Annotated in this window: 19 protein-coding genes; 10 read left to right on the plus strand and 9 right to left on the minus strand. The window is 72.4% G+C overall.

Features of this window, described 5'->3' with window-relative positions; genetic code table 11:
• The first annotated feature begins 100 nt into the window (after window positions 1-100).
• The 6 genes from TU30_RS12315 (at window position 101) to TU30_RS12340 (ending at window position 7,349) form a co-directional block, all read left to right on the plus strand.
• Window positions 101-865, plus strand: a complete 765-nt coding sequence (locus TU30_RS12315) for an IclR family transcriptional regulator (RefSeq protein ID WP_042168528.1) — start codon at window positions 101-103, stop codon at window positions 863-865.
• Window positions 866-1,230: 365 nt separating this feature from the next.
• The gene (locus tag TU30_RS12320) at window positions 1,231-2,022 is read left to right on the plus strand and encodes an MIP/aquaporin family protein (RefSeq protein ID WP_042168529.1); all 792 of its coding nucleotides are present in this window, start codon (window positions 1,231-1,233) and stop codon (window positions 2,020-2,022) included.
• An 86-nt stretch (window positions 2,023-2,108) separates the two neighbouring features.
• Complete coding sequence (glpK, locus tag TU30_RS12325; RefSeq protein ID WP_042168531.1) at window positions 2,109-3,668, plus strand: glycerol kinase GlpK; 1,560 nt, start codon at window positions 2,109-2,111, stop codon at window positions 3,666-3,668.
• A gap of 18 nt (window positions 3,669-3,686) precedes the next feature.
• Complete coding sequence (locus TU30_RS12330) at window positions 3,687-5,303, plus strand: glycerol-3-phosphate dehydrogenase/oxidase (RefSeq protein ID WP_042168532.1); 1,617 nt, start codon at window positions 3,687-3,689, stop codon at window positions 5,301-5,303.
• A 175-nt stretch (window positions 5,304-5,478) separates the two neighbouring features.
• Window positions 5,479-6,150 (plus strand): FadR/GntR family transcriptional regulator, encoded by a 672-nt coding sequence (locus tag TU30_RS12335; protein WP_042168534.1) that lies wholly within the window; start codon window positions 5,479-5,481, stop codon window positions 6,148-6,150.
• Between the two features lie 203 nt (window positions 6,151-6,353).
• Window positions 6,354-7,349 (plus strand): PAC2 family protein, encoded by a 996-nt coding sequence (locus TU30_RS12340; RefSeq protein ID WP_042168536.1) that lies wholly within the window; start codon window positions 6,354-6,356, stop codon window positions 7,347-7,349.
• Window positions 7,350-7,604: 255 nt separating this feature from the next.
• On the opposite strand, the gene mshC is transcribed toward TU30_RS12340, so the two are convergent.
• From mshC to TU30_RS12360, 4 genes are all read right to left on the minus strand, one after another.
• Window positions 7,605-8,834: a cysteine--1-D-myo-inosityl 2-amino-2-deoxy-alpha-D-glucopyranoside ligase gene (gene mshC / locus TU30_RS12345; RefSeq protein WP_042168539.1), complete on the minus strand. Its 1,230-nt coding sequence runs from the start codon at window positions 8,832-8,834 to the stop codon at window positions 7,605-7,607.
• A 202-nt stretch (window positions 8,835-9,036) separates the two neighbouring features.
• Window positions 9,037-9,900 (minus strand): SCO1664 family protein, encoded by an 864-nt coding sequence (locus TU30_RS12350; protein ID WP_078878243.1) that lies wholly within the window; start codon window positions 9,898-9,900, stop codon window positions 9,037-9,039.
• On the minus strand, window positions 9,864-10,454 hold the full coding sequence (locus tag TU30_RS12355) for a DUF3090 domain-containing protein (RefSeq protein WP_042168542.1): 591 nt from the start codon (window positions 10,452-10,454) through the stop codon (window positions 9,864-9,866). The genes TU30_RS12350 and TU30_RS12355 overlap by 37 nt, the downstream gene beginning before the upstream one ends.
• A 78-nt stretch (window positions 10,455-10,532) precedes the next feature.
• Window positions 10,533-11,216: a histidine phosphatase family protein gene (locus TU30_RS12360; RefSeq protein ID WP_042168545.1), complete on the minus strand. Its 684-nt coding sequence runs from the start codon at window positions 11,214-11,216 to the stop codon at window positions 10,533-10,535.
• A 113-nt stretch (window positions 11,217-11,329) separates the two neighbouring features.
• On the opposite strand from TU30_RS12360, the gene corA reads away from it, so the two are divergent.
• On the plus strand, window positions 11,330-12,325 hold the full coding sequence (gene corA / locus TU30_RS12365; RefSeq protein ID WP_042168547.1) for a magnesium/cobalt transporter CorA: 996 nt from the start codon (window positions 11,330-11,332) through the stop codon (window positions 12,323-12,325).
• Between the two features lie 339 nt (window positions 12,326-12,664).
• Here the strand turns inward: corA and TU30_RS12370 are convergent, their stop codons facing one another.
• On the minus strand, window positions 12,665-13,720 hold the full coding sequence (locus tag TU30_RS12370) for an LLM class F420-dependent oxidoreductase (protein WP_042168550.1): 1,056 nt from the start codon (window positions 13,718-13,720) through the stop codon (window positions 12,665-12,667).
• Between the two features lie 192 nt (window positions 13,721-13,912).
• Here TU30_RS12370 and TU30_RS12375 point away from each other — a divergent pair, with 192 nt between their 5' ends.
• Both TU30_RS12375 and TU30_RS12380 read left to right on the plus strand, forming a co-directional pair.
• Window positions 13,913-14,899: an aldo/keto reductase gene (locus TU30_RS12375; RefSeq protein ID WP_042168553.1), complete on the plus strand. Its 987-nt coding sequence runs from the start codon at window positions 13,913-13,915 to the stop codon at window positions 14,897-14,899.
• On the plus strand, window positions 14,896-17,160 hold the full coding sequence (locus TU30_RS12380) for a helix-hairpin-helix domain-containing protein (RefSeq protein ID WP_042168557.1): 2,265 nt from the start codon (window positions 14,896-14,898) through the stop codon (window positions 17,158-17,160). The genes TU30_RS12375 and TU30_RS12380 overlap by 4 nt, the downstream gene beginning before the upstream one ends.
• A 100-nt stretch (window positions 17,161-17,260) precedes the next feature.
• Here TU30_RS12380 and TU30_RS12385 read toward each other — a convergent pair whose 3' ends face one another.
• Window positions 17,261-17,959, minus strand: coding sequence for a hypothetical protein (locus tag TU30_RS12385; protein WP_042168559.1), 699 nt, complete (start codon window positions 17,957-17,959; stop codon window positions 17,261-17,263).
• 47 nt (window positions 17,960-18,006) lie between these two features.
• Here TU30_RS12385 and TU30_RS12390 point away from each other — a divergent pair, with 47 nt between their 5' ends.
• Entirely contained in the window at window positions 18,007-18,195 is a 189-nt protein-coding gene (locus tag TU30_RS12390; protein WP_042168563.1) for a DUF5703 family protein, read from the plus strand.
• A gap of 103 nt (window positions 18,196-18,298) precedes the next feature.
• On the opposite strand, the gene TU30_RS12395 is transcribed toward TU30_RS12390, so the two are convergent.
• The 3 genes from TU30_RS12395 to TU30_RS12405 form a co-directional block, all read right to left on the minus strand.
• Window positions 18,299-18,994 carry a chaplin gene (locus TU30_RS12395; protein WP_042168566.1) on the minus strand — a complete coding sequence of 232 codons (696 nt, stop codon included), beginning with the start codon at window positions 18,992-18,994 and terminating at the stop codon, window positions 18,299-18,301.
• Between the two features lie 213 nt (window positions 18,995-19,207).
• A complete protein-coding gene (chpH, locus tag TU30_RS12400) occupies window positions 19,208-19,441 on the minus strand; it encodes a chaplin ChpH (protein ID WP_042168569.1) in 234 nt (77 codons plus the stop codon).
• Window positions 19,442-19,584: 143 nt separating this feature from the next.
• Entirely contained in the window at window positions 19,585-20,913 is a 1,329-nt protein-coding gene (locus TU30_RS12405; RefSeq protein ID WP_042168573.1) for a M20/M25/M40 family metallo-hydrolase, read from the minus strand.
• Window positions 20,914-21,155 lie beyond the last annotated feature (242 nt).

The following is a 21,155-nucleotide window of genomic DNA, read 5'->3' on the forward strand; positions in this document are numbered from 1 at the left end:
ACCGTTGGCAAGAGGTCGGCATCGAACGGTAGTGTTCGGCATTGCCGAACAGCGGCAGCGTCGCGGGACGGCGGTCGAAGGGGACGGAGGCAGCACGGGGATGGCACGGAACATCCAGTCGCTCGAACGGGCGGCAGCGATGCTGCGCCTGCTGGCGGGCGGCGAGCGGCGGCTCGGCCTGTCGGACATCGCCTCGTCGCTGGGCCTCGCCAAGGGGACCGCCCACGGCATTCTGCGCACCCTCCAGCAGGAGGGCTTCGTCGAGCAGGACGAGGCCTCCGGGCGCTACCAGCTGGGCGCGGAGCTGCTGCGCCTGGGCACCACGTACCTCGACGTACACGAGCTGCGGGCGCGCGCCCTGGTGTGGACGGACGACCTGGCGCGCTCCAGCGGCGAGAGCGTCTATCTGGGCGTGCTGCACCAGCAGGGCGTACTGATCGTGCACCACGTGTTCCGGCCCGACGACAGCCGGCAGGTCCTGGAGATCGGGGCCATGCAGCCACTGCACTCCACGGCCCTGGGCAAGGTGCTGGCGGCCTACGACCCGGTGGCCCACAGCGAGGCACTGGAGGGCGACCGCACGCCGTTCACCGACCGCACGGTGTGCGATCCGGAGGCCTTCGAGCGGATCCTCGACCTCACCCGCGCACGCGGGTACGCGGCGGACGTCGAGGAGACCTGGGAGGGCGTGGCCTCGGTCGCGGCCCCCGTCCACGACCGGCGACGCATGCCGGTCGGCGCGGTCGGCGTCACGGGCGCGGTGGAGCGGCTGCGGCAGGACGGCGAGCTGCGCCCGGAGCTGATCGCGGCGGTCCGCGACTGCGCCCGCTCGGTGTCGCGGGACCTGGGCGCCCGGCGCTTCTGAGCGCGGCGCGGACACCACCCGGCACCACCGGCACACAGGAGGACCCGGCCGGGGCACCGTACGGTGCCCCGGCCGTCGCCGTGCCCTCCGGCGGACAAGGGAGACATGTCGCCACAGATCGAAGAGCACAGATCGACATCCCGGGACAATCGATAACGATCGCGTTTTCGACAGCCAAACCCTTGACGCACAGGCGGGGCAAGGAAAGACTCCCGTCCATCGGTCGGCATTGTCGAACACTTACCGGCAATACGCGTTAGAGTGTGACAACGCCACGGGCCGACATCGCTCTCATCCCTGAGGGCGCCAATCCCCGGTGGGACCCGGGGGTCGGCTTCCCTGGACGAAGGACAAAGGAGTCGCGGGTGTCCAGCTCCGACATCTTCATCGGCGAGACCATCGGTACCGCCATACTCATCCTGCTCGGCGGCGGCGTGTGCGCCGCCGTGACCCTGAAGGCTTCCAAGGCCCGTAACGCCGGATGGCTCGCCATCGCCTTCGGGTGGGGCTTCGCCGTCATGACGGCCGTGTACGTCTCCGCTCCGCTCTCCGGAGCCCACCTCAACCCGGCCGTGACCGTGGCCCTCGCCGTCAAGGACGGCGACTGGAGCAACGTTCCGGTCTATTTCGCCGGAGAGTTCCTCGGCGCGATGCTCGGCGCCACGCTGGTCTGGCTGGCCTACTACGGCCAGTTCCAGGCGCATCTCACCGACAAGGAGATCGTCGGCGACCGGGGCGCGCAGGCCCAGGCCAAGGCGGTCGAGGCCCAGGAGAAGGGCGCCGGCCCGGTGCTCGGCATCTTCTCCACCGGCCCGGAGATCCGCAACGCCGTGCAGAACCTCGCCACGGAGATCATCGGCACCTTCGTGCTGATCATCGCCGTGCTCACCCAGGGCCTGAACGACGAGGGCAACGGCCTCGGCGTGCTGGGTGGTCTGATCACGGCCCTCGTGGTCGTCTCCATCGGCCTGTCCCTCGGCGGGCCGACCGGTTACGCGATCAACCCGGCCCGTGACCTCGGTCCGCGCGTCGTGCACGCCCTCCTGCCGCTGCCCAACAAGGGCGGCTCCGACTGGTCCTACGCCTGGGTCCCGGTGGTCGGTCCGCTGATCGGCGGCGTCCTCGCGGCGGGCGTCTACAACCTCGCCTTCGCCTGAGGGTGACTCCGCCGCCGCAGAACCCCCAGTCTTGTAGAAGCGCCGTACGTACAGCCCTGTAACCAAGGAACCTCCAGGAGTACACAGTGACCGACGACCACACCGCCGGCATCGCCTCCCACGGCCACGGTCCGTTCATCGCCGCCATCGACCAGGGCACGACCTCGTCGCGCTGCATCGTCTTCGACCGCGACGGCCGCATCGTCGCCGTCGACCAGAAGGAACACGAGCAGATCTTCCCCAAGCCGGGCTGGGTCGAACACGACGCCACCGAGATCTGGACCAATGTCCAGGAAGTCGTCGCCGGCGCCGTCGAGAAGGCCGGTATCACCCGGGACGACATCAAGGCCATCGGCATCACCAACCAGCGCGAGACCACCGTGCTGTGGGACCGGCACACCGGTGAGCCGGTCCACAACGCCGTCGTCTGGCAGGACACGCGTACCGACGCCCTCTGCCGCGAGCTCGGCCGCAACGTGGGGCAGGACCGTTTCCGCCGCGAGACCGGTCTCCCTCTCGCCTCCTACTTCGCCGGCCCCAAGGCCCGCTGGCTGCTCGACAACGTGGAGGGCCTCAAGGAGCGCGCCGAGGCGGGCGACATCCTCTTCGGCACCATGGACACCTGGGTCATCTGGAACCTGACCGGCGGCGTGGACGGCGGCAGGCACGTCACCGACGTCACCAACGCGTCCCGCACGATGCTGATGAACCTGCACACCATGCAGTGGGACAAGAGGATCGCCGAGTCCATCGGCGTGCCGACGGCGATGCTGCCCGAGATCCGTTCCTCCGCCGAGGTCTACGGCGAGATCAAGGGCGGGAGCCTGGGCGACCTGCTCGGCGGCATCCCGGTCGCCTCCGCGCTCGGCGACCAGCAGGCGGCCCTGTTCGGCCAGACCTGCTTCGCCGAGGGCGAGACCAAGTCGACGTACGGCACCGGCACCTTCATGGTGATGAACACCGGCGACAAGATCATCAACTCCTACAGCGGGCTGCTGACCACCGTCGGCTACCAGATCGGCGACCAGAAGCCGGTCTACGCCCTCGAGGGCTCCATCGCCGTCACCGGTTCGCTGGTGCAGTGGATGCGCGACCAGATGGGCCTGATCTCCACCGCCGCCGAGATCGAGACGCTCGCGCTCTCGGTCGAGGACAACGGCGGCGCCTACTTCGTACCGGCCTTCTCCGGCCTGTTCGCCCCGTACTGGCGCTCCGACGCCCGCGGTGTGATCGCCGGCCTGACCCGGTACGTCACCAAGGCGCACATCGCGCGTGCCGTCCTGGAGGCCACCGCCTGGCAGACGCGGGAGATCGCCGACGCCATGACCAAGGACTCCGGCGTCGAGCTGACCGCCCTCAAGGTCGACGGCGGCATGACCTCCAACAACCTGCTGATGCAGACCCTCGCCGACTTCGTGGACGCGCCCGTGGTGCGCCCCATGGTCGCCGAGACCACCTGCCTCGGTGCCGCCTACGCCGCCGGCCTCGCCGTCGGCTTCTGGAACAACACCGACGACCTGCGCGCCAACTGGCGCCGGGCCGCCGAGTGGACCCCCCACATGGACGCGGAGATCCGCGCCCGTGAGTACAAGAGCTGGCTCAAGGCCGTCGAGCGGACCATGGCCTGGCTCGAGGACGAAGACTGACGAGGAGCACGACCCGCCATGACCACTCAGTCCACCCCGCAGTCCGTGCCTGCCCTGGGGACCCACCCGGCTTCCAGCTCGAACCCGAGCCGGGCCGAGACCCGGGAGCAGCTCTCCAAGGCGTCGTACGACCTCCTCGTGATCGGCGGCGGCATCCTGGGCATCTCCACCGCCTGGCACGCCGCGCAGTCCGGCCTCAGGGTGGCTCTGGTCGACGCCGGCGACTTCGCCGGCGCCACCTCCTCCGCCTCCTCCAAGCTTCTCCACGGCGGTCTGCGCTATCTGCAGACCGGCGCGGTGAGGCTGGTGGCGGAGAACCACTTCGAGCGCCGTGCGGTCTCCCGCCAGGTGGCACCCCATCTGGCGAATCCGCTCACGTTCTACCTCCCCGTGTACAAGGGCGGGCCGCACGGCGCGGCGAAGCTCGGAGCAGGTGTCTTCGCGTACTCGGCCCTGTCGGCCTTCGGTGACGGTGTGGGCCACCTGCTCTCCCCCGCCAAGGCCGCGCGGGACGTGCCGGAGCTGCGCACGGACAACCTCAAGGCCGTGGCCGTGTACGGCGACGACCAGATGAACGACGCGCGGATGGCGCTGATGACGGTCCGCGCGGCGGCCGAGTCGGGCGCCGTCGTCCTCAACCACGCCGAGGTGACCGGTCTGCGGTTCACCAGGGGCCGGGTGACCGGTGCCGAGCTGCGCGACCGGCTGTCGGGCGACGAGTTCGGCGTCGACGCCCGTCTGGTGCTGAACGCGACCGGGCCGTGGGTCGACCACCTGCGCCGGATGGAGGACCCCAAGGCGGCGCCGTCCATCCGCCTGTCCAAGGGCGCGCACCTGGTCCTGAAGCGGACCGCCCCGTGGCGGGCCGCGCTGGCCACGCCGATCGACAAGTACCGCATCACCTTCGCCCTCCCCTGGGAGGACATGCTGCTGCTCGGCACGACCGACGAGGAGTTCGAGGGTGACCCGGCGGACGTCGCGGTCACCGAGAAGGACACCGCCCAGATACTCGACGAGGCCGCGTTCTCCATCCGCGACCAGCAGCTGGACCGTGACCTGATCACGTACTCCTTCGCCGGCCTGCGGGTGCTGCCGGGCGGCCCCGGGGACACCGCGAAGGCCAAGCGCGAGACGGTCGTCAGCGAGGGCCGCGGCGGGATGCTGTCCGTCGCGGGCGGCAAGTGGACCACCTTCCGCCACATCGGCCGCACGGTGATGCGCAAGCTCCAGGAACTGCCCGGCCACCCGCTGGGCGACGACTTCGAGCCCGTCGCGGCGCTGCCGAGCAAGCTGCCGCTGCCGGGGGTCGCCAACCCGCGCGCCGTCGCCCACCGGCTGCTGGTTGACGGCCCCGCGCCCGGCCCGCGCATGGCCGCGGACACCGCCCGGCACCTGGCCACCCACTACGGTTCGCTGGCCTTCGACATCGCCCGGCTGGCCAACGACGACCCGGCGCTTGCCCGGCGCATCCACCCGGACGCCCCGGAGATCTGGGCGCAGGTCGTCTGGGCCCGGGACCACGAGTGGGCCGAGACGGCGGACGACGTGCTGCGCCGCCGCACGACGCTGACGATCCGGGGTCTTGCCACGGACGAGGTCCGCGCGGAGGTCCAGGGCCTGCTCGACAAGAGGTGACCGCACGGTCACCGGTCCTCCCGCACGGGAGGCGGTGACGGGAAGGGGCGACTCCGGACAGGTCCTGCGGGCCGGCCAGGTCGCCCCTTCCGGCTGTGGTCCCGCCCCGGAGGGCCCGCATAATGGCCCGGATACATCGGACGTCTGGTCCGTAGGGGATCCGCAGGAGGCCGGGATGGCAGTCACCGACGAAGCGATCGAGAAGATCAAGGGGATGATCGTCTCCGGCGCACTGCGTCCCGGCGACCGGCTGCCCAGGGAGAGCGAACTCGCGGCCGAACTGGGGCTGTCGCGCAACTCCCTGCGGGAGGCGGTGCGCGCCCTGTCGCTGATCCGGATCCTGGACGTGCGGCAGGGCGACGGCACGTACGTCACCAGCCTGGATCCGCAACTGCTGCTGGAGGCGCTGAGTTTCGTCGTGGACTTCCACCGGGACGACACGGTCCTGGAGTTCCTCGCCGTGCGCCGCATCCTGGAGCCGGCCGCGACGGCCGCCGCGGCGACGCTGATCAGCGAGCGGGAACTGGACGCGCTGTCGGAGCAGTTGGACGGGCTGGGCCCCGAACCCTCGGTGGAGGCCCTGGTCGCCGCCGATCTGGAATTCCACCGGGGGATCGTGCGGGGCTCGGGCAACTCCGTGCTCTGTTCGCTGCTCGACGGTCTGTCCGGTCCCACCACCCGGGCCCGCGTCTGGCGCGGGCTCACCCAGGAGGACGCCGTCGGCCGGACCCTGCGCGAGCACCGGGCCATCCTGGCGGCCCTGCGGGACCGGGACGCGGAGGCGGCGCGGTCGTGGGCCACCGTCCACATCGCGAGCGTCGAGCAGTGGCTGCGGTCCACGCTGTGAGAGCCCGCCGTCCGCGCCGCGAGCCGGACCGCTGCGCCCCGTGAGCGGGCGGCCCTGCCGGACAGCTCGGATCAATGCGGGGTGTTTCCCGGTGTCCGCCGGGGCAGTGTTGGGGCACTCCCCCTGCGAGGGGGCTGCGGGCACTCCCCCGGCACGCCGTAAGGTTGGGGGGTACGCGAGGGCACGTCGGAAGGAGGCACTGGGTGATCGAGCTCGAGGGGGTTCCCGAGCTGATCGACCCGGTCATGGTGGCCGCGTTCGAGGGCTGGAACGACGCCGGCGACGCCGCCTCCACCGCGGTCGCGCATCTGGACAGGGAATGGAAGGGCCAGGTGTTCGCGGCGCTGGACGCCGAGGACTACTACGACTTCCAGGTCAACCGGCCCACGGTGTTCATGGACGGCGGCGTCCGGAAGATCACCTGGCCGACGACGCGGTTGTCGGTGGTCCGGGTCGGCGGCGACAAGCCACGCGATCTGGTGCTGGTCCGCGGGATCGAACCCTCCATGCGCTGGCGCTCGTTCTGCAACGAGCTGCTGGGCTTCGCCCACGAACTCGGAGTGGAGCTGGTGGTCGTCCTGGGCGCCCTGCTCGGTGACACGCCGCACACCCGTCCGGTCCCGATCAGCGGGACCACGTCCGATCCGGACCTGGCCCGCCGCATGGACCTCGAGGAGACCAAGTACGAAGGACCCACGGGGATCGTCGGCATCCTCCAGGAGGCGTGCACGCACGCGGGTGTCCCGGCGGTGTCGCTGTGGGCGGCGGTCCCGCACTACGTGTCGCAGCCGCCCAACCCGAAGGCGACGCTGGCCCTCCTGAACCGGCTGGAGGACCTGATCGACGTGCGCATCCCCCTGGGCGAACTGTCCGAGGACGCGCGGGCCTGGCAGGTGGGCGTGGACCAACTGGCCGCGGAGGACAGCGAGGTCGCGGAGTACGTCCAGTCGCTGGAGGAGGCCCGGGACACGGCCGAGCTGCCGGAGGCGTCGGGCGAGGCGATCGCCCGCGAGTTCGAGCGCTATCTGCGGCGCCGTGACGGATCGTCCGGCCCGCCGCAGCCCGGCGGCCACGCCACGGCCGACGGCGGGGACGGCGCGTCGTTCCGGCGGGACACCCCGGGCAGCCGGCCCCGCCCACCGAAACCCCCGAAACTCCCGAAACCGGACACGGACGGCGAGGATTCCTCGGAGGACTGAGGCCTGTGGCGAAAGCGTCGTCGTCGCCCGAAGGGCGGCCGCGCGGCGTCCGGTGCGGGCTCTCGTAGTGCCGCCCGGACGCCCTCCTGCCGGGCCGTACCCGGGCTTTCGGGCGGTGCGGCGCGTGCGTGCCGGACGCCGCTCGGCAGGCGCCACCGTCGCAACAGGCCCCGGACACATCGGGGTGCGGTGGAGGGGTGCCCCGTCGGTCGACGGGGCACCCCCTGTGTTTCCGGGCGGCCAGGTCCTGTCGGCCTACAGCGCCACGCCGAGCAGGGCGTCCACCGCGCGGGAGACGATTCCCGGCGCGCCGGTGTCCGTGCCTCCCTGCCGCTCCTGGGTCACGGCCCAGCGGTCGACGGCGGTCAGGGCCGCCGGGGCGTCCAGGTCGTTGGCCAGGGCTTCGCGGATCTCGTCCACGAGGGCCTCGGCGGAGGGGCCGTCGGGGCGGGAGACGGCGGCCCGCCAGTGCCCGAGCCGGGTCACGGCGTCCTGGAGGACCTGGTCGGTCCATTCCCAGTCGGCGCGGTAGTGGTGGGAGAGCAGCGCCAGCCGGATCGCCGCCGGGTCGACGCCGTCCTGCCTGAGCCGGGACACGAAGACCAGGTTGCCCTTGGACTTGGACATCTTCTCGCCGTGCAGGGCGACCATGCCCGCGTGGACGTACGCCTTGGCCATGGGGAACTCGCCGGTGAGCACCTGGGCGTGGGAGGCGCCCATCTCGTGGTGCGGGAAGACCAGGTCGGAGCCGCCGCCCTGGACGTCGAAGCCCATGCCCAGGTGGTCGAGGGCGATGGCCACGCACTCGATGTGCCAGCCCGGACGGCCCCGGCCCAGCGACCCGCCGTCCCAGCTGGGCTCGCCCTCGCGGGCGGCCGACCAGAGCATCGGGTCGAGGGGGTTCTTCTTTCCCGGGCGGTCCGGGTCGCCGCCGCGTTCCGCGGACAGCAGCCGCATGGCGGCGGCGTCGAGATGCGAGACCTGCCCGAAGTGCGGGTCGGCCGCGACCGAGAAGTAGGTGTCGCCCTCGAGTTCGTACGCCGCACCGAGGTCGCGCAACCGTTCGACGAGCGGGACGATCCCGGGTATCGCCTCCACGGCGCCTATGTACTGCTGCGGCGGCAGCATCCGCAGGGCCGTCATGTCCTCGCGGAAGAGCTGGGTCTCCTGCTCGGCGAGCGCGGCCCAGTCGACGCCGTCCCGCTCGGCCCGCTCCAGCAGCGGGTCGTCGACGTCGGTGACGTTCTGGACGTAGTGGACCTGCCGCTTGGTGTCGAGCCACACGCGCTGCACGAGGTCGAACGCGTTGTACGTCGCCGCGTGTCCGATGTGGGTGGCGTCGTACGGGGTGATGCCGCAGACGTAGATACGGGCTACGGGGCCGGGGTCGAGTGTGACCGGCCCCCCGGTCGCGGTGTCGTGAATCCTCAGGTCGCGTCCCTGACCGGGCAGGGCGGGGACCTCGGAAGCGGGCCAGGCATGCATGTCATGAGCGTAACCGGACCATGGTCCAGGATACGAACCGGAGCAGGCCGGACGACCGGGAAGGCACTCTTGCGCGTCACCGCGGAAGGTGCTGCTGGTGTGCGTGCGGAGCGTGCGCGGGCCGCTCCGGCCCGGGCCCGGCCCGCGGCGGATCCGGACCCGGGTCGGGCCGAAGGACCCGGAGCCGGGCGGCGGGCCCGGGTCAGACCGGTGGCCAGGGGATGGCCGGCCAGTCGCCGCCGGGTTCCGGATGGGTGCCGGTGGCGAGGAGGGAGGCCACGCGGGCGCGGGTGGCGTCGATCTCGGCGGGGGTGATGTGCGGAGCCAGTGCGGCCGCCAGCGGGCCGTCCTCGGCGAGGGCCTTCCCGAGGGTCTCCAGGACCTCGCGCGCCTCCTCGGTCAAGGGCTCTCCCGCCCACCCCCACAGCAGGGTGCGCAGCTTGTCCTCGGCGTTGAAGGTGACACCGTGGTCGATGCCGTGGAGCCGGCCGTCCCGGGTGGGCAGGAGGTGCCCGCCCTTGCGGTCGGCGTTGTTGATCACCGCGTCGAGCACGGCCAGCCGGCGCAGCCGCTCGTCGTCGGCGTGCACGAGCAGCGCGGTGCGTCCCTCGCCCACCTCGGCGAACCCGATCGCCTTCCAGCCGGGTCCGGGTTCCTCCCGGTCGACCAGGGCGAGGAGTTCCGCGTCCGGAGCGGTCTCGATCCACAGCTGGCACATCCCCTCGCCGTGCGGCCCGTCCCGCAGCACGGTGGGAGGCACCAGTCCCCAGCCGGTCGCCTCGGAGACCAGGTACGCCGCGACCTCGCGCCCGGCGAGCGTGCCGTCCGGGAAGTCCCACAGGGGCCGCTCCCCCGCGACGGGCTTGTAGACACAGGCGGCCTCGCGGCCCTCGTGGGTCACGGTGCAGTACAGCGCCGCGTTCGACGCCTCACGGATGCGTCCGCGCACGGTCAGCTCGCCCTCGGCGAGCAGCAGCCCCGCGGCCGCGGGGCCGACGGGATCCACGGGGCCGGCGGAGTCGTCGGGGGTCACGCTCCGCGCCGGTATCCGTTCTGACGCGGACATACGTGTCCTTCCGGGTCGAGGGGGAGGCTGCACAGCGGGCACGGCGGCCGGCCCGCGTTGACGACCTCGAGGGCGCGCTTGGCGAACGCACGGGCCTGGACGCCGGTGAGCCGGACCCTGAGCATCGGGGGCCCGTTCTCCTCGTCCTGCAGCAGCCGCTCCTCCGCCTCGGCGAGGTCCTCCTCGGATTCGGCGTCCAGTTCGACGAGCGCCTGCGCCTCGACGACCATGCACTCCTCCTCGCCGTCCCAGGCGAGCGCCATGGTGCCGACGCGGAACTCCTCCTCCACGGGGGCGTCCAACGGGGCGGTGTCGGCGATCTCCGCCGGTGCCACGGCGGGCACGGCGGCGCTGCCCCCGCTACGGCGTACGACCTCGTCGAGGAGTTCGTCCATGCGCTCGGCCAGTGCGGCGACCTGGGTCTTCTCCAGGGCCACGCTGGTCACCCGGGAGCCGGCTGAGGCCTGGAGGAAGAACGTACGGCGCCCTGGCAGCCCGACCGTACCGGCCACGAAACGTTCCGGCTGGTCGTAGAGGAACACCTGACGGGACACGTCCTGTCTCCATTGAGAGTCGTGGGTACCTGTGGCCACGGCACTGCCGCGACGGCTTCACCCTACTGCGGCCGACGATCACGGTGCGCCCGCGCCGCCGCCCACCGGGGCGTCGGCGGGCGACTCCGCCCGGGGCGCCAGGGCGGCGAAGTCGCCGGTGTCGCCGAGCCGGACGAGGTAGGGGCGCAGCCGTGTGTACCGGATCGCGGTGACGGAACAGGGGTCGACGGAAATCCGCTGGAAGAGGTCGAGATGAAGTCCGAGCGCTTCGGCGACGAGGGACTTGATGATGTCCCCGTGCGAACACATCAGATAGACGGCGTCACCACCGTGGTCGCGCTCCACGCGCGCGTTCCACTCGCGCACCGCCTCGGCGGCACGTGTCTGCATCGCGCGCAGGGACTCCCCGCCGGGGAAGGCGGCGGCCGACGGGTGGGCCTGGACGACCTCCATGAGGGGCTCGTCCTTGAGTTCGGCGAGCTTGCGGCCCGTCCAGTCGCCGTAGTCGCACTCCCCGATGCGGTCGTCGGTGTGAGCGGTGAGGCCGGGCCGGGCGTCCAGGAGCGGCCTGATCGTCTCCTGGCAACGCTGGAGAGGGCTGGCGACGACCTCGCAAAGGGGCAGGGCGGCGAGCCGTCCGGGCAGGGCGGCGGCCTGTGCGGTCCCGCGTTCGTCGAGGGCGACGCCGGGCGTGCGGCCGGCGAGCAGCCCCTCGGTGTTGGCGGTGGATCGTCCGTGCCGGACCAGGAGCAATGTGGGCATGCGGCCCAGGGTAGGCGTACGCGCGGATGTGTGGCCGGGCGCGTCGCGAGGTGCGCTGCCCGGTGCGGTGGGACCGGATGTGCCGGCCGGCCGGTGAAGGGAGAGTGCGTTCCGTGATCGTCGACTGCGCCGTCTACCGGGAGGGGCACCGGACGGAGGGGCCCGGGGACTTCTCCGACGCGCTGGAGCAGGCGCGGGCCTCGGGCGGCTTCGTGTGGATCGGGCTGCACGAGCCGACGGAGGACGAGTTCGGCCTGGTCTCCCAGGGGTTCGGACTGCATCCGCTGGCGGTCGAGGACGCCCTCAAGGCGCATCAGCGGCCCAAGCTGGAGGTGTACGACGACTCGCTGTTCATGGTCCTCAAACCGGTCGCCTACGAGCCGGACAGCGACACCGTCTCCAGCGGCGAGGTCATGATCTTCCTGGGGGACGCGTTCGTGGTGACCGTCCGGCACGGCGAGGGCTCCCCGCTGAACGCCGTACGGAACCGTCTGGAGCACGAGCCGGAGCTGCTGGGGAAGGGGCCGACGTCGGTGGTGTACGCGATCGCCGACGCGGCCGTCGACCACTATCTCGACGTGGCGACCGAGCTGCAGACCGACCTCGAGGAGCTGGAGGCGGAGGTCTTCAGCCCCGACGGTGCCGGTGCGCGGCACACCGCGTCCCGGATCTACACGTTCAAGCGGCAGATCCTGGAGTTCCGCAGGGCGACCGGGCCGCTGACGCAGCCGATGGCACGGCTGGCGGGAGCGGGCGCGTTCGGTGCGGCGGTGCCCTTCGTGTCGAAGAAGGCGCGGCCCTTCTTCCGTGACGTGCACGATCACCTCACGCGCGTGAACGAGTCCGTGGAGAGCCTGGACCGGCTGGTGTCGGACATCCTCTCGGCGCATCTGGCCCAGGTGAGCGTCCGGCAGAACGACGACATGCGGAAGATCTCCGCGTGGGCGGCGATGGCGGCGGTCCCCACGATGCTCGCGGGGGTCTACGGCATGAACTTCGAGCACATGCCGGAGCTGCGGTGGGAGGGGTCCTATCCGGCGGTGATCGTGGTGATGGCCGTGCTGGAGGTGCTGCTGTACCGGCTGTTCAAGCGGCGCGGCTGGATGTAGCGGGAGGCCGGCCGGAGCAGCGGGCGGCAGGGCCGGAAAGCATCATGGGCCCGCCTCCGCAAGGATGCCGCACGTTCCGCGGTCCGCGGTCTGCGGCTGCGGCGCTCCGCGGTGGTCACGGTGGTCGGAAGTGGTCCGCGGGGAAGGAGTCAGGGGGGAGGAGGGGCGCACCGCAGCCGGGACAGCCGGCAACCGCGCCGGAGCCAGGAGGGACGAGAGGGGTGTGCCGGGGCGTAACCGCGGAGGCCGCCGGGCGTTGTGGTGGGTGACGGCCGTGGTGGGGAAGACCCCCGAGCCCCCACCACGGCCGGAGAACCTTCGGCTGCTGGGCAGACGGTGCTACGCGAGGCCGGCGCGCTCCAGGGCCTCGGTGCCGGCGCGCAGCGACGTGAGGCGCTCGTCGAGGGTGAGACCCGCCGGAGCGAGGGTGAGGGTGGTGACCCCGGCCGCCGCGTAGGCCTTCATCCGGTCCGCGATGCGGTCCACGGAGCCGAGGAGCGTGGTGGAGTCGATCAGGTCGTGCGGTACGGCCGCGGCAGCGCCCTGCTTGTCGCCGGACAGGTACTTGTCCTGGATCTCGGCGGCCTCCCGCTCGTAGCCCATGCGCCCGGCGAGCTGGTTGTAGAAGTTCTGCTTGCGGCTGCCCATACCGCCGACGTACAGCGCGGTGTAGGGGCGGAAGGTGTCGGCCAGGGTGGTGACGTCCTTGTCGTCGCCGACGGCGAGGGGCAGGGTGGGGCAGATGTCGAAGCCCTCGAGGGTCTTGCCGGCCTTCTCACGGCCCGCCCTCAGGTACCTGACGGCGGTGTCCTCGAGATGGTCGGCGGAGGGGAAGATCAGTAGGGCGCCGTCGGCGGTCTCGCCGGTCTGTTCGAGGTTCTTCGGGCCGATCGCGGCGATGTAGAGGGGGATGTGCTCACGCTGCGGGTGCACGGTCAGCTTGATGGGTTTGCCGGGGCCGCCGGGGAGGGGCAGCGTCCAGTGCTCGCCGTCGTGGGTGAGGCGTTCGCGCGTCATGGCCTTGCGGATGATCTCGACGTACTCGCGGGTCCGGGCGAGCGGCTTGTCGAACCTGACGCCGTACCAGCCCTCGGAGACCTGCGGGCCGGAGACGCCGAGGCCGAGGCGGAACCGGCCGCCGGAGAGGGAGTCGAGGGTGGCGGCCGTCATCGCCGTCATCGCGGGCTGGCGGGCCGGGATCTGGAAGATGGCCGAGCCCACGTCGATGCGTTCGGTCTGTGCGGCGACCCAGGTGAGCACGGTGGCGGCGTCGGAGCCGTAGGCCTCGGCCGCCCAGCAGACCGCGTACCCGAGGCGGTCCGCCTCCTGCGCCACGGCGAGGTTGTCCGCGTCCATTCCGGCACCCCAGTAGCCGAGGTTGATCCCGAGCTGCATGGCCGTCTCCCCTTACCGATCGGTAACGTAGCTTGTGCGGAGACCCTATACCGCGGGGGCCGGGCGGAGCGGGCGGCGCCGTCCGCGGCCTTCGGCCGGGCGGGGCCCGGCGGTCCGGGCGGTCCGGTGCCCGGGGAAATCCGTTGTCGGCAGGTCCCGCGCCACAAGGTCCGGCCAGTAATCTCGGCGTCCATGGAGCAGAGGCATCTCGGCCGTACCGGCCTGCGTGTGTCCCGGATCGGCCTCGGGACCCTGACCTGGGGTCGGGACACCGACGAGCACGATGCCGCGGACCTCTTGAAGACCTTCTGGGAGGCGGGCGGGAACCTCGTCGACACCGCCGACGTCTACGGCGACGGGGAGGCCGAGTATCTGCTCGGGCAGCTCATGGACGGGCTGGTGTCGCGCCGCGACCTCGTCATCTCGACGAAGGCCGGGAGCGTGCCGGATCCGGACCGCAGGGTCGACGGCTCGCGCGGGCACCTGCTCTCCGCGCTGGACGCCTCGCTCGCGCGCCTGGGCACCGACCACGTCGACGTGTGGCACATCCACTCCTACGATCCCGCCACCCCGCTCGAGGAGACGCTCCAGGCCCTGGACATCGCCGTCGCCAGCGGGCGGGCCCGTTATGCCGGCGTGTCCAACTTCTGCGGCTGGCAGCTGGCCAGAGCAGCGACCTGGCAGCTCGCCGCGCCCGGCTCGCGCGCCCGGCTCGCAAGTACCCAGATGGAGTACTCGCTGCTCCAGCGGGGTGTGGAGCGGGAGGTGCTGCCGGCCGCCCTCGACACCGGGATCGGGCTGATTCCCTCGTCGCCGCTCGGGCGGGGCGTGCTCACCGGCAAGTACCGGGGCGACGCCGTGCCGCCGGACTCGCGGGGCGCCTCCGCGCATCTGGCGCCGTTCGTGGAGCCGTATCTGGACGACACGGCGAGCAGGATCGTGGACGCGGTGACCACGGCGGCGGACGGGCTCGCCGTGACCGCGCTCCAGGTGGCTCTCGCGTGGGTGCGGGACCGGCCGGGCGTGACCGCCCCCGTCGTCGGCGCGCGCAACGCACAGCAGCTCACGGCGGCGTTGTCGGTGGAGGCGCTTAGTCTTCCTGACGAGATCTGCCGGGCGCTCGACGACGTGTCGGCTCCCGTGCACCGCTATCCCGATCACGACTGGAGCACGCTGTGAGCACGGAGCCGCCCGAGACCACGGAGAACGCCGAGCCGGGGACGCCGGGCGAGGCCTCGGACACCGCGGACGCCTCTTCGAAGACGCCGGCGGAGCCGGAGAGCGCGGCGGCGGAGGGCGAGCAGGCACCCGGGGCCCGGCAGGTGTCCGAGGCCGAGGCCGAGTTGCTGGCGCAGCGGGCCGAGCGGGAGCGGATCGAGCGGCGGAAGGCGGAGCGGCAGGAGCCGATCGCGGCCGGCGGCAAGCTGAGCGGCACGGCGGCCGATCTGCTCGCCGCCGTACGGGCCGTGGAGAGCGGCGAGAAGCCGGCGGCCGCGGTGTCCGAGGAGTCCCGGCCCGCGCCACGGCGGCCCGCTCCCGAACCGGTGCGGCCGGCGCCGCCGGCGGCCGTCGGGCCGGCCCCCGCCCCCGGCGTGGTCGCGGCCGTGCGCGAAGTGCTCGCCCGGGGCGGGGCGCCCGAGGGGCTCGCCGTGCGGGCGGCCGATGTGCTGGGCGAGGAGGCCGCACAGGCGCTGCGGGACGATCCCTGGCTGCTGTTGCGGGTGACGGGCGTACGGCCCGAGCAGGCGGACGGTTTCGCCCGGGCGCTGCTCGGCGGCGGAGCCGGGCCGGACGACGGGCGTCGGGAGCGGGCGGTCACCGGGTGGCTGCTGGAGCAGGCCGCGGAGGCGGGGCACACCGCCCTGGAGATGTCCGCGCTGACCGCGGCGCTGGCTCGGCAGGGGATACCGGATGCCGAGGAGGCCGTGCGGACCGCGATCTCCGACGGTGACGTCCTCGTCTTCCAGGACCCGCTGCCCCGAACGGGTCCCCCGGCACCGCAGCGAGCCGGCGCCGCGCACGGCGAGGACGGGACGGACGACGCGGAGGACGCGGAGGACGCGGACGAGGAGCGGCCCGTCAGGGTGCTCGTGGGGCTCGAGCGGTATGCGATGGCCGAGGAGAGCCTCGCCGGCGGGCTGGCCCGGCTCGTCGACTCCTCGCCCGAACAGGGAGGTCCGGGTACGGAGTGGGAGCGGGCCGCCGCCTCGGCGGGTGGCTCCGCGGGGGAGCTGATCCGCGCGGTCGCCGGTCACGGGCTGGTGCTGCACACGGGCGGGGAGGCGTCGCTCGCCGAGCCCGCGGCCCTGCTCCGGGCGGCGCACGGTCTCGGACTGCGCGCCTGGGCCGCCGCCCACACTCCCGTCGGGCGTACCCGGTTCGCGGCCCTGCTGGAGGCCGCCACGGCCGGGGACACGGGCCCGGGTTCGGGGGCTGCGGACACCGGGGCAGACGTGGCGGGGGAGGCCGGGGCCGAGGGCCCCGGAGTCGCCACCGTCGCCGGGCTGCTGTCCGGTGCCGAGGGGCCGGGGCGGGACGCCGACGGGGCGCTGCTGCTGGACCTGCTCGTCGTGCTGGACGCTCCCCGGCTGGACGTCGAGGCGGCCGCGCTGGTCACGGAGTCGCTGCCGGACGGCGCCCGGCTGCTGCTGGCCGGGGACCCGGGCGTGCTGTGGTCCGCCGGTCCCGGTCGGGTGTTCGCCGATCTGCTGGCGGCGCGCGCGTGTCCGCAGGTCTCCTCCAGGCGGCCGGATCCCGGGCCGCTGGGCGAACTGGTCTCCGGTATCGGGGTCGGTGAGCTGAACCAGGTGGCGGCGCCCGGCAGGGAGGTCGTCATCGTGCCGGTGCGGGACCCGGGCGAGGCCGTGCACCGGACGGTGCAGCTCGTGGTCGACTCGGTGCCGCGCGCGATCGGGGTACCGGCGGAGGAGACGCAGGTGATCACGCCGGGACACGGGGGCGCGGTGGGTACGCGCGCCCTGAACGCGGCATTGAAGGAGCGGCTGAATCCGGGGCCGGGACGCTTCGGCGGTTTCGACCCGGGCGACCGGATCGCCTACTCCCCCGCCCGGGGACGCACGGTGCCGGGCCGGGTGGTGAAGGCCGACGCGGACGGGCTGCACCTGTCCTGCGCGGGCGAGGCCGTCGTCGTACCGCAGGAGCGGGTGGAACAGTCGGTACGGCACGGCTGGGCGCTGACGGCGCACCAGGCGGCGGGTGACCGGTGGCCGGCCGTGGTCGTGGTGCTGCCCGGTGATGCCGTGCGGGCGTTGAGCCGGCCGTGGGTGTACACCGCGTTCAGCAGGGCGGACCGCCACCTGTCCGTGGTGCACGGCGTGGAGCAGGCCCTGCCGCGTGCCGTGGCCGAGGTGGCGGCGAAGCCCCGGACGACCCGGCTGCCGGTACTGCTGGCACCACAGGTACCGGCACCGGCCGGCTGACAGGGGGCGCCACCCGCCACGACGACCGCGGTGGCGGTGACACCCTCGGTGCCACCGCCACCGCCACCGCCGGTCCCGTCGGCTCGGCCCGGGGAGGGGGTCAGCGGTCGGCGTCGAGGGCCGGCACCGGCCCGTTCTCGAGGTCCTCGCCGGTGTCGTCGAGGTCGTCCACCTCGTCGTCGGGATCTTCGTCGAAGACGGCGCTGACGTCGAAGCGGCACACGACCTGTGCCGGGTCCACCTGGTCGAACGGTGCCTCGAGCCATTCACCGGCCTCCGCCGGTTCGTCCGATGCCGTCACCCAGAGGGTGGAGTCGCCCTCCTCGAGGCCGAACTCCTTGTGCCTGGAAGCGATCTCGTCCGGTTCGTACTCGCCGAACAGGAGGCCGAGCGCGCCGTGGACGGTGCCCGAGGCGTCAGAAGTGCCGGAGGTGCCGGAGCCCTCGTCGTCCGCCGCCTCGATCCGCTGCGCGTGCGCCAGCAGCCGCCGCGGCTCCGCGACGGCGTAGTCGCGGCGGATCAGGACGCTGAGCGCGCTGGGCTCCTCGGGGCCGGTGTAGGGCGGCAGGGCGTCCTCGGCCGCGGGGATCTCGAAGGGGGTCACTTCGTCGTAGCGGTCGTAGAGCAGTTCGTCGTACGCCTCAGCGGCCACGGCCAGCTCGTTGAACGCTTCGTAGACGGCCGGGTCGTCCTCCCCCGACCGGCGTTCGACCGCGGCCAGGTGGCGGTCGAGCGCGGTCTTGACCGCCTCGGCGGCGGCGCGTACCTCGGCAGCGGTGGGCTGCTCAGCATCAGACATAGTGCAGACGCTATCCGTACCGGGGCCCAGCCCGCACAATAGATGCGATGCCGGAATACGAATTTGTCGACGTGCACGTACCGCGTGGGGTCTCCCGCAAGGAGGCGGCCCGCCTGCTGACGGACCACGCGGAGTACGGTCACTGGGAGTTGGACCGTCTGAGTCTGCTGCGCGACGGGAGCCGCAAGGTGCGGCTGCGGCGGCGGATCATCCGCCAGGTACGCGCGACCTGGTGAGTCCGGGCACCCCGGCGGCCGCTACGCCCTCACCCACGGAGCGGGCACCGGCGCAGCCGGGCCCGCTCCGTACGGCCGGTTCCGGCCACTGTCGCGGCCGGTGTCACGCTGCGGCTCGCGCCTTGCGGTAGAGCACCACACCGGCGAGCAGCGCGCCCGCCCCGGCCGGCAGGGCGAGCCCGATCGGCAGTTCGCTGCCCGTCGCGGCCAGTTCCACGTCGCTCCGGGGCAGGGCGGCGGAGTGGGTGTCCGGCTGGTTGCCGGGCTCGGAGCCACCGGGGGCGGCCTCGCCCGGGGTGGACGGCGTGCCCGGCTCGGCCTCGCCGGGGTCGCCGGGGTCGCCGGGCCGGCCGGGCGTCTCCTGGTCCGCGGAGCCGCCGTTCGCGCACTCGTTGCCCAGGGCCGCGTTGCCGACACCGATGACGTCGACGCTGTTGCCGCAGACGTTCACCGGAATGTGGACCGGTGCCTCGACGCGGTTGCCGGACGCCACGCCGGGCGAGCCGACGGTGTCCCCGCCGGCCTGCGCGCCACCGTGGCCGCTCGATGCCGAACCGCCCTGGTTGGCGCACGAGTTGCCCACGGACGGATTGAGGACGCCGACGACGGAGACCGTGTTTCCGCAGACGTTGACCGGCGCGTGCACCGGCGCCTGGACCGAGTTCCCGGAGAGCACGCCGGGCGAGCCCTTGGCCGTGCCCTGCGCGTCGGAGTCGGCGTGCGCGAGTCCGCCCGCGGCGGCGATCACACCGGACGCGGCTGCCACGGTCATCAGACCCTTACGGGTGGCCTGTCGCATGTACTGGTTCCTGCCTTCGACAAGTGCCGGGAAGGGTGTTCCTGGGATTCCGTGAATTCCTGGGATTTCTCGGACTCACGGACTCCCCCGGATTCCGTTCCCGGTGTTCGGGACGTACGGGAAAACCGGTCGGCCCCGGAGCGCGTGGCGCGCACTGCGGGGCCGACAGGATCAAACCCTGAAAGGGCGTGCCCTAATGGGCGAGGCACAACGTCACTGGTTGACGCAGGTGTTGCCGAACGCGGGGTTCAGCAGCCCGATCACGGAAACCGTGTTGCCGCAGGCGTTCACCGGAACGTGCACCGGGACCTGGACGACGTTGCCCGAGGCGACGCCCGGGGAGTTCACGGCGGCACCCTGGGCACCGGAATCGGCGGCGGCCATGCCCGCACCCGCGAGAACCAGTCCACCGGTGGCGGCGGCGACAGCGACGACCTTCTTGATCATTATTCCTCCTCGTTGGCAATGCGATCCACATCAGCGGGTCACATCACGGGTAACGAGAAGGAAGTAATGAGGCTACGAGCTTATCGTCGCATTCACTCTTCCCAGCTAAATCCGTACGTCTGCCCGACGGGGGAAGGGGTCGTTCAGGACGCGTCCAGGAACCGGTCGAGCACCCGGACACCGAACTTCAGGCCGTCCACCGGCACCCGCTCGTCGACCCCGTGGAACATGCCGGCGAAGTCCAGCTCCGGCGGCAGCCGCAGCGGGGCGAAGCCGAAGCAGCGGATGCCGAGCGTGTCGAAGGACTTGGCGTCGGTGCCGCCGGAGAGCATGTACGGCACCGCCCGCGCGATCGGGTCCTCGGCACCGAGGGCGGTCTGCATGGCGTCGACGAGCCGGCCGTCGAAACCGGTCTCCAGCGCCCGGTCCGCGTGCACGTCCTCCCGCTTCACGCGGGGGCCGAGGATCCGGTCGAGGTCGGCCAGGAACTCCTCCTCGTGTCCGGGCAGGAAGCGGCCGTCGACGTGGGCGGTGGCCTGGCCCGGGATGACGTTGACCTTGTAGCCGGCGCCGAGCATGGTGGGCGCCGCCGAGTTGCGCAGGGTGGTGCCGATCATGCGGGCGATGCCGCCGAGCTTGGCGAGGGTCTCGTCCATGTCCTCCGGGTCGAGCTCGGTGCCGAGGGCGTCGGAGAGCTCGTCCAGGAAGGCCCGTACGGTCTTGGTGACCCGTACCGGCCACGTGTGCCGGCCGAGCCGGGCGACCGCCTCGCTGAGTTCGGTGATCGCGTTGTCGTCGTTGGTCATCGAGCCGTGGCCGGCCGTGCCGTCGACGGTGAGCCGCATCCAGTGCATGCCCTTCTCGGCGGTCTCGACGAGGTACAGGCGCAGCTTCTCGTTGACGGTGAAGGAGAACCCGCCGACCTCGCCGATCGCCTCGGTGACGCCCTCGAACAGCTCGGGGTGCTCGCGGACCAGGTGCTTGGCGCCGTAGGTGCCACCGGCCTCCTCGTCGGCGAGGAAGGCGAGGACGATGTCGCGCGGGGGCTTGCGCCCGCTGCGCAGCCGGTCGCGGACGACCGCCAGGGTCATCGCGTCCATGTCCTTCATGTCGACCGCCCCGCGCCCCCACACGCATCCGTCGGCGACCTCGCCGGAGAACGGGTGGTGGGTCCAGTCGTCGGCGTTGGCCGGCACGACGTCGGTGTGGCCGTGGATCAGCAGCGCCGGCCGGGAGGGGTCCTCCCCCTCGATCCGGGCCACGGTGGAGGCGCGGCCCTTGTGCGACTCGAAGATCTGCGGTTCGAGTCCCACCTCGGCGAGCTTCTCGGCGACGTACTCGGCCGCCCTGCGCTCGCCGGGGCCCGAGTGGTCGCCGTAGTTGCTGGTGTCGATCCGGATCAGGTCGCGGCAGAGGTCCACGACCTCGTCCTCACCGGTGACGCCCTTGGCCGTGCCGTCCGTCGCGCTCACGTGGTTCCTCCCGCTGTCACTGCACTCTTGTCACTGCACTCTGTTCCCCGCACGCCGTCACTGCTCGTGGGTCTCCCCTCATCCTCCCCCCTGCGCGGCCCCCGCCCCAAGACCGGACCCGGCCCGTCGCACGGCGCCCCCCGGGAACGGGGCACGCCCGGGAACGGGGCACGCCCGGGCCGGGCACGCCGGGCCGGGCACCCGCCGGGGTGATCGGCCACCCCGGAAAGCCTGGTAATGTT

It is taken from the genome of Streptomyces sp. NBRC 110035 (assembly GCF_000829695.1).
GTDB lineage: Bacteria > Actinomycetota > Actinomycetes > Streptomycetales > Streptomycetaceae > Streptomyces.

Bases quoted from the DNA above. Each gene is read 5' to 3' on its own strand.
- TU30_RS12315 (WP_042168528.1), top strand. From the start codon at position 101: ATGGCACGGAACATCCAGTCGCTCGAACGGGCGGCAGCGATGCTGCGC.
- TU30_RS12330 (WP_042168532.1), top strand. From the start codon at position 3,687: ATGACCACTCAGTCCACCCCGCAGTCCGTGCCTGCCCTGGGGACCCAC.
- TU30_RS12335 (WP_042168534.1), top strand. From the start codon at position 5,479: ATGGCAGTCACCGACGAAGCGATCGAGAAGATCAAGGGGATGATCGTC.
- mshC (WP_042168539.1), bottom strand. From the start codon at position 8,834: ATGCATGCCTGGCCCGCTTCCGAGGTCCCCGCCCTGCCCGGTCAGGGA.
- TU30_RS12350 (WP_078878243.1), bottom strand. From the start codon at position 9,900: ATGTCCGCGTCAGAACGGATACCGGCGCGGAGCGTGACCCCCGACGAC.
- TU30_RS12360 (WP_042168545.1), bottom strand. From the start codon at position 11,216: ATGCCCACATTGCTCCTGGTCCGGCACGGACGATCCACCGCCAACACC.
- TU30_RS12370 (WP_042168550.1), bottom strand. From the start codon at position 13,720: ATGCAGCTCGGGATCAACCTCGGCTACTGGGGTGCCGGAATGGACGCG.
- TU30_RS12375 (WP_042168553.1), top strand. From the start codon at position 13,913: ATGGAGCAGAGGCATCTCGGCCGTACCGGCCTGCGTGTGTCCCGGATC.
- TU30_RS12385 (WP_042168559.1), bottom strand. From the start codon at position 17,959: ATGTCTGATGCTGAGCAGCCCACCGCTGCCGAGGTACGCGCCGCCGCC.
- TU30_RS12390 (WP_042168563.1), top strand. From the start codon at position 18,007: ATGCCGGAATACGAATTTGTCGACGTGCACGTACCGCGTGGGGTCTCC.
- TU30_RS12395 (WP_042168566.1), bottom strand. From the start codon at position 18,994: ATGCGACAGGCCACCCGTAAGGGTCTGATGACCGTGGCAGCCGCGTCC.
- chpH (WP_042168569.1), bottom strand. From the start codon at position 19,441: ATGATCAAGAAGGTCGTCGCTGTCGCCGCCGCCACCGGTGGACTGGTT.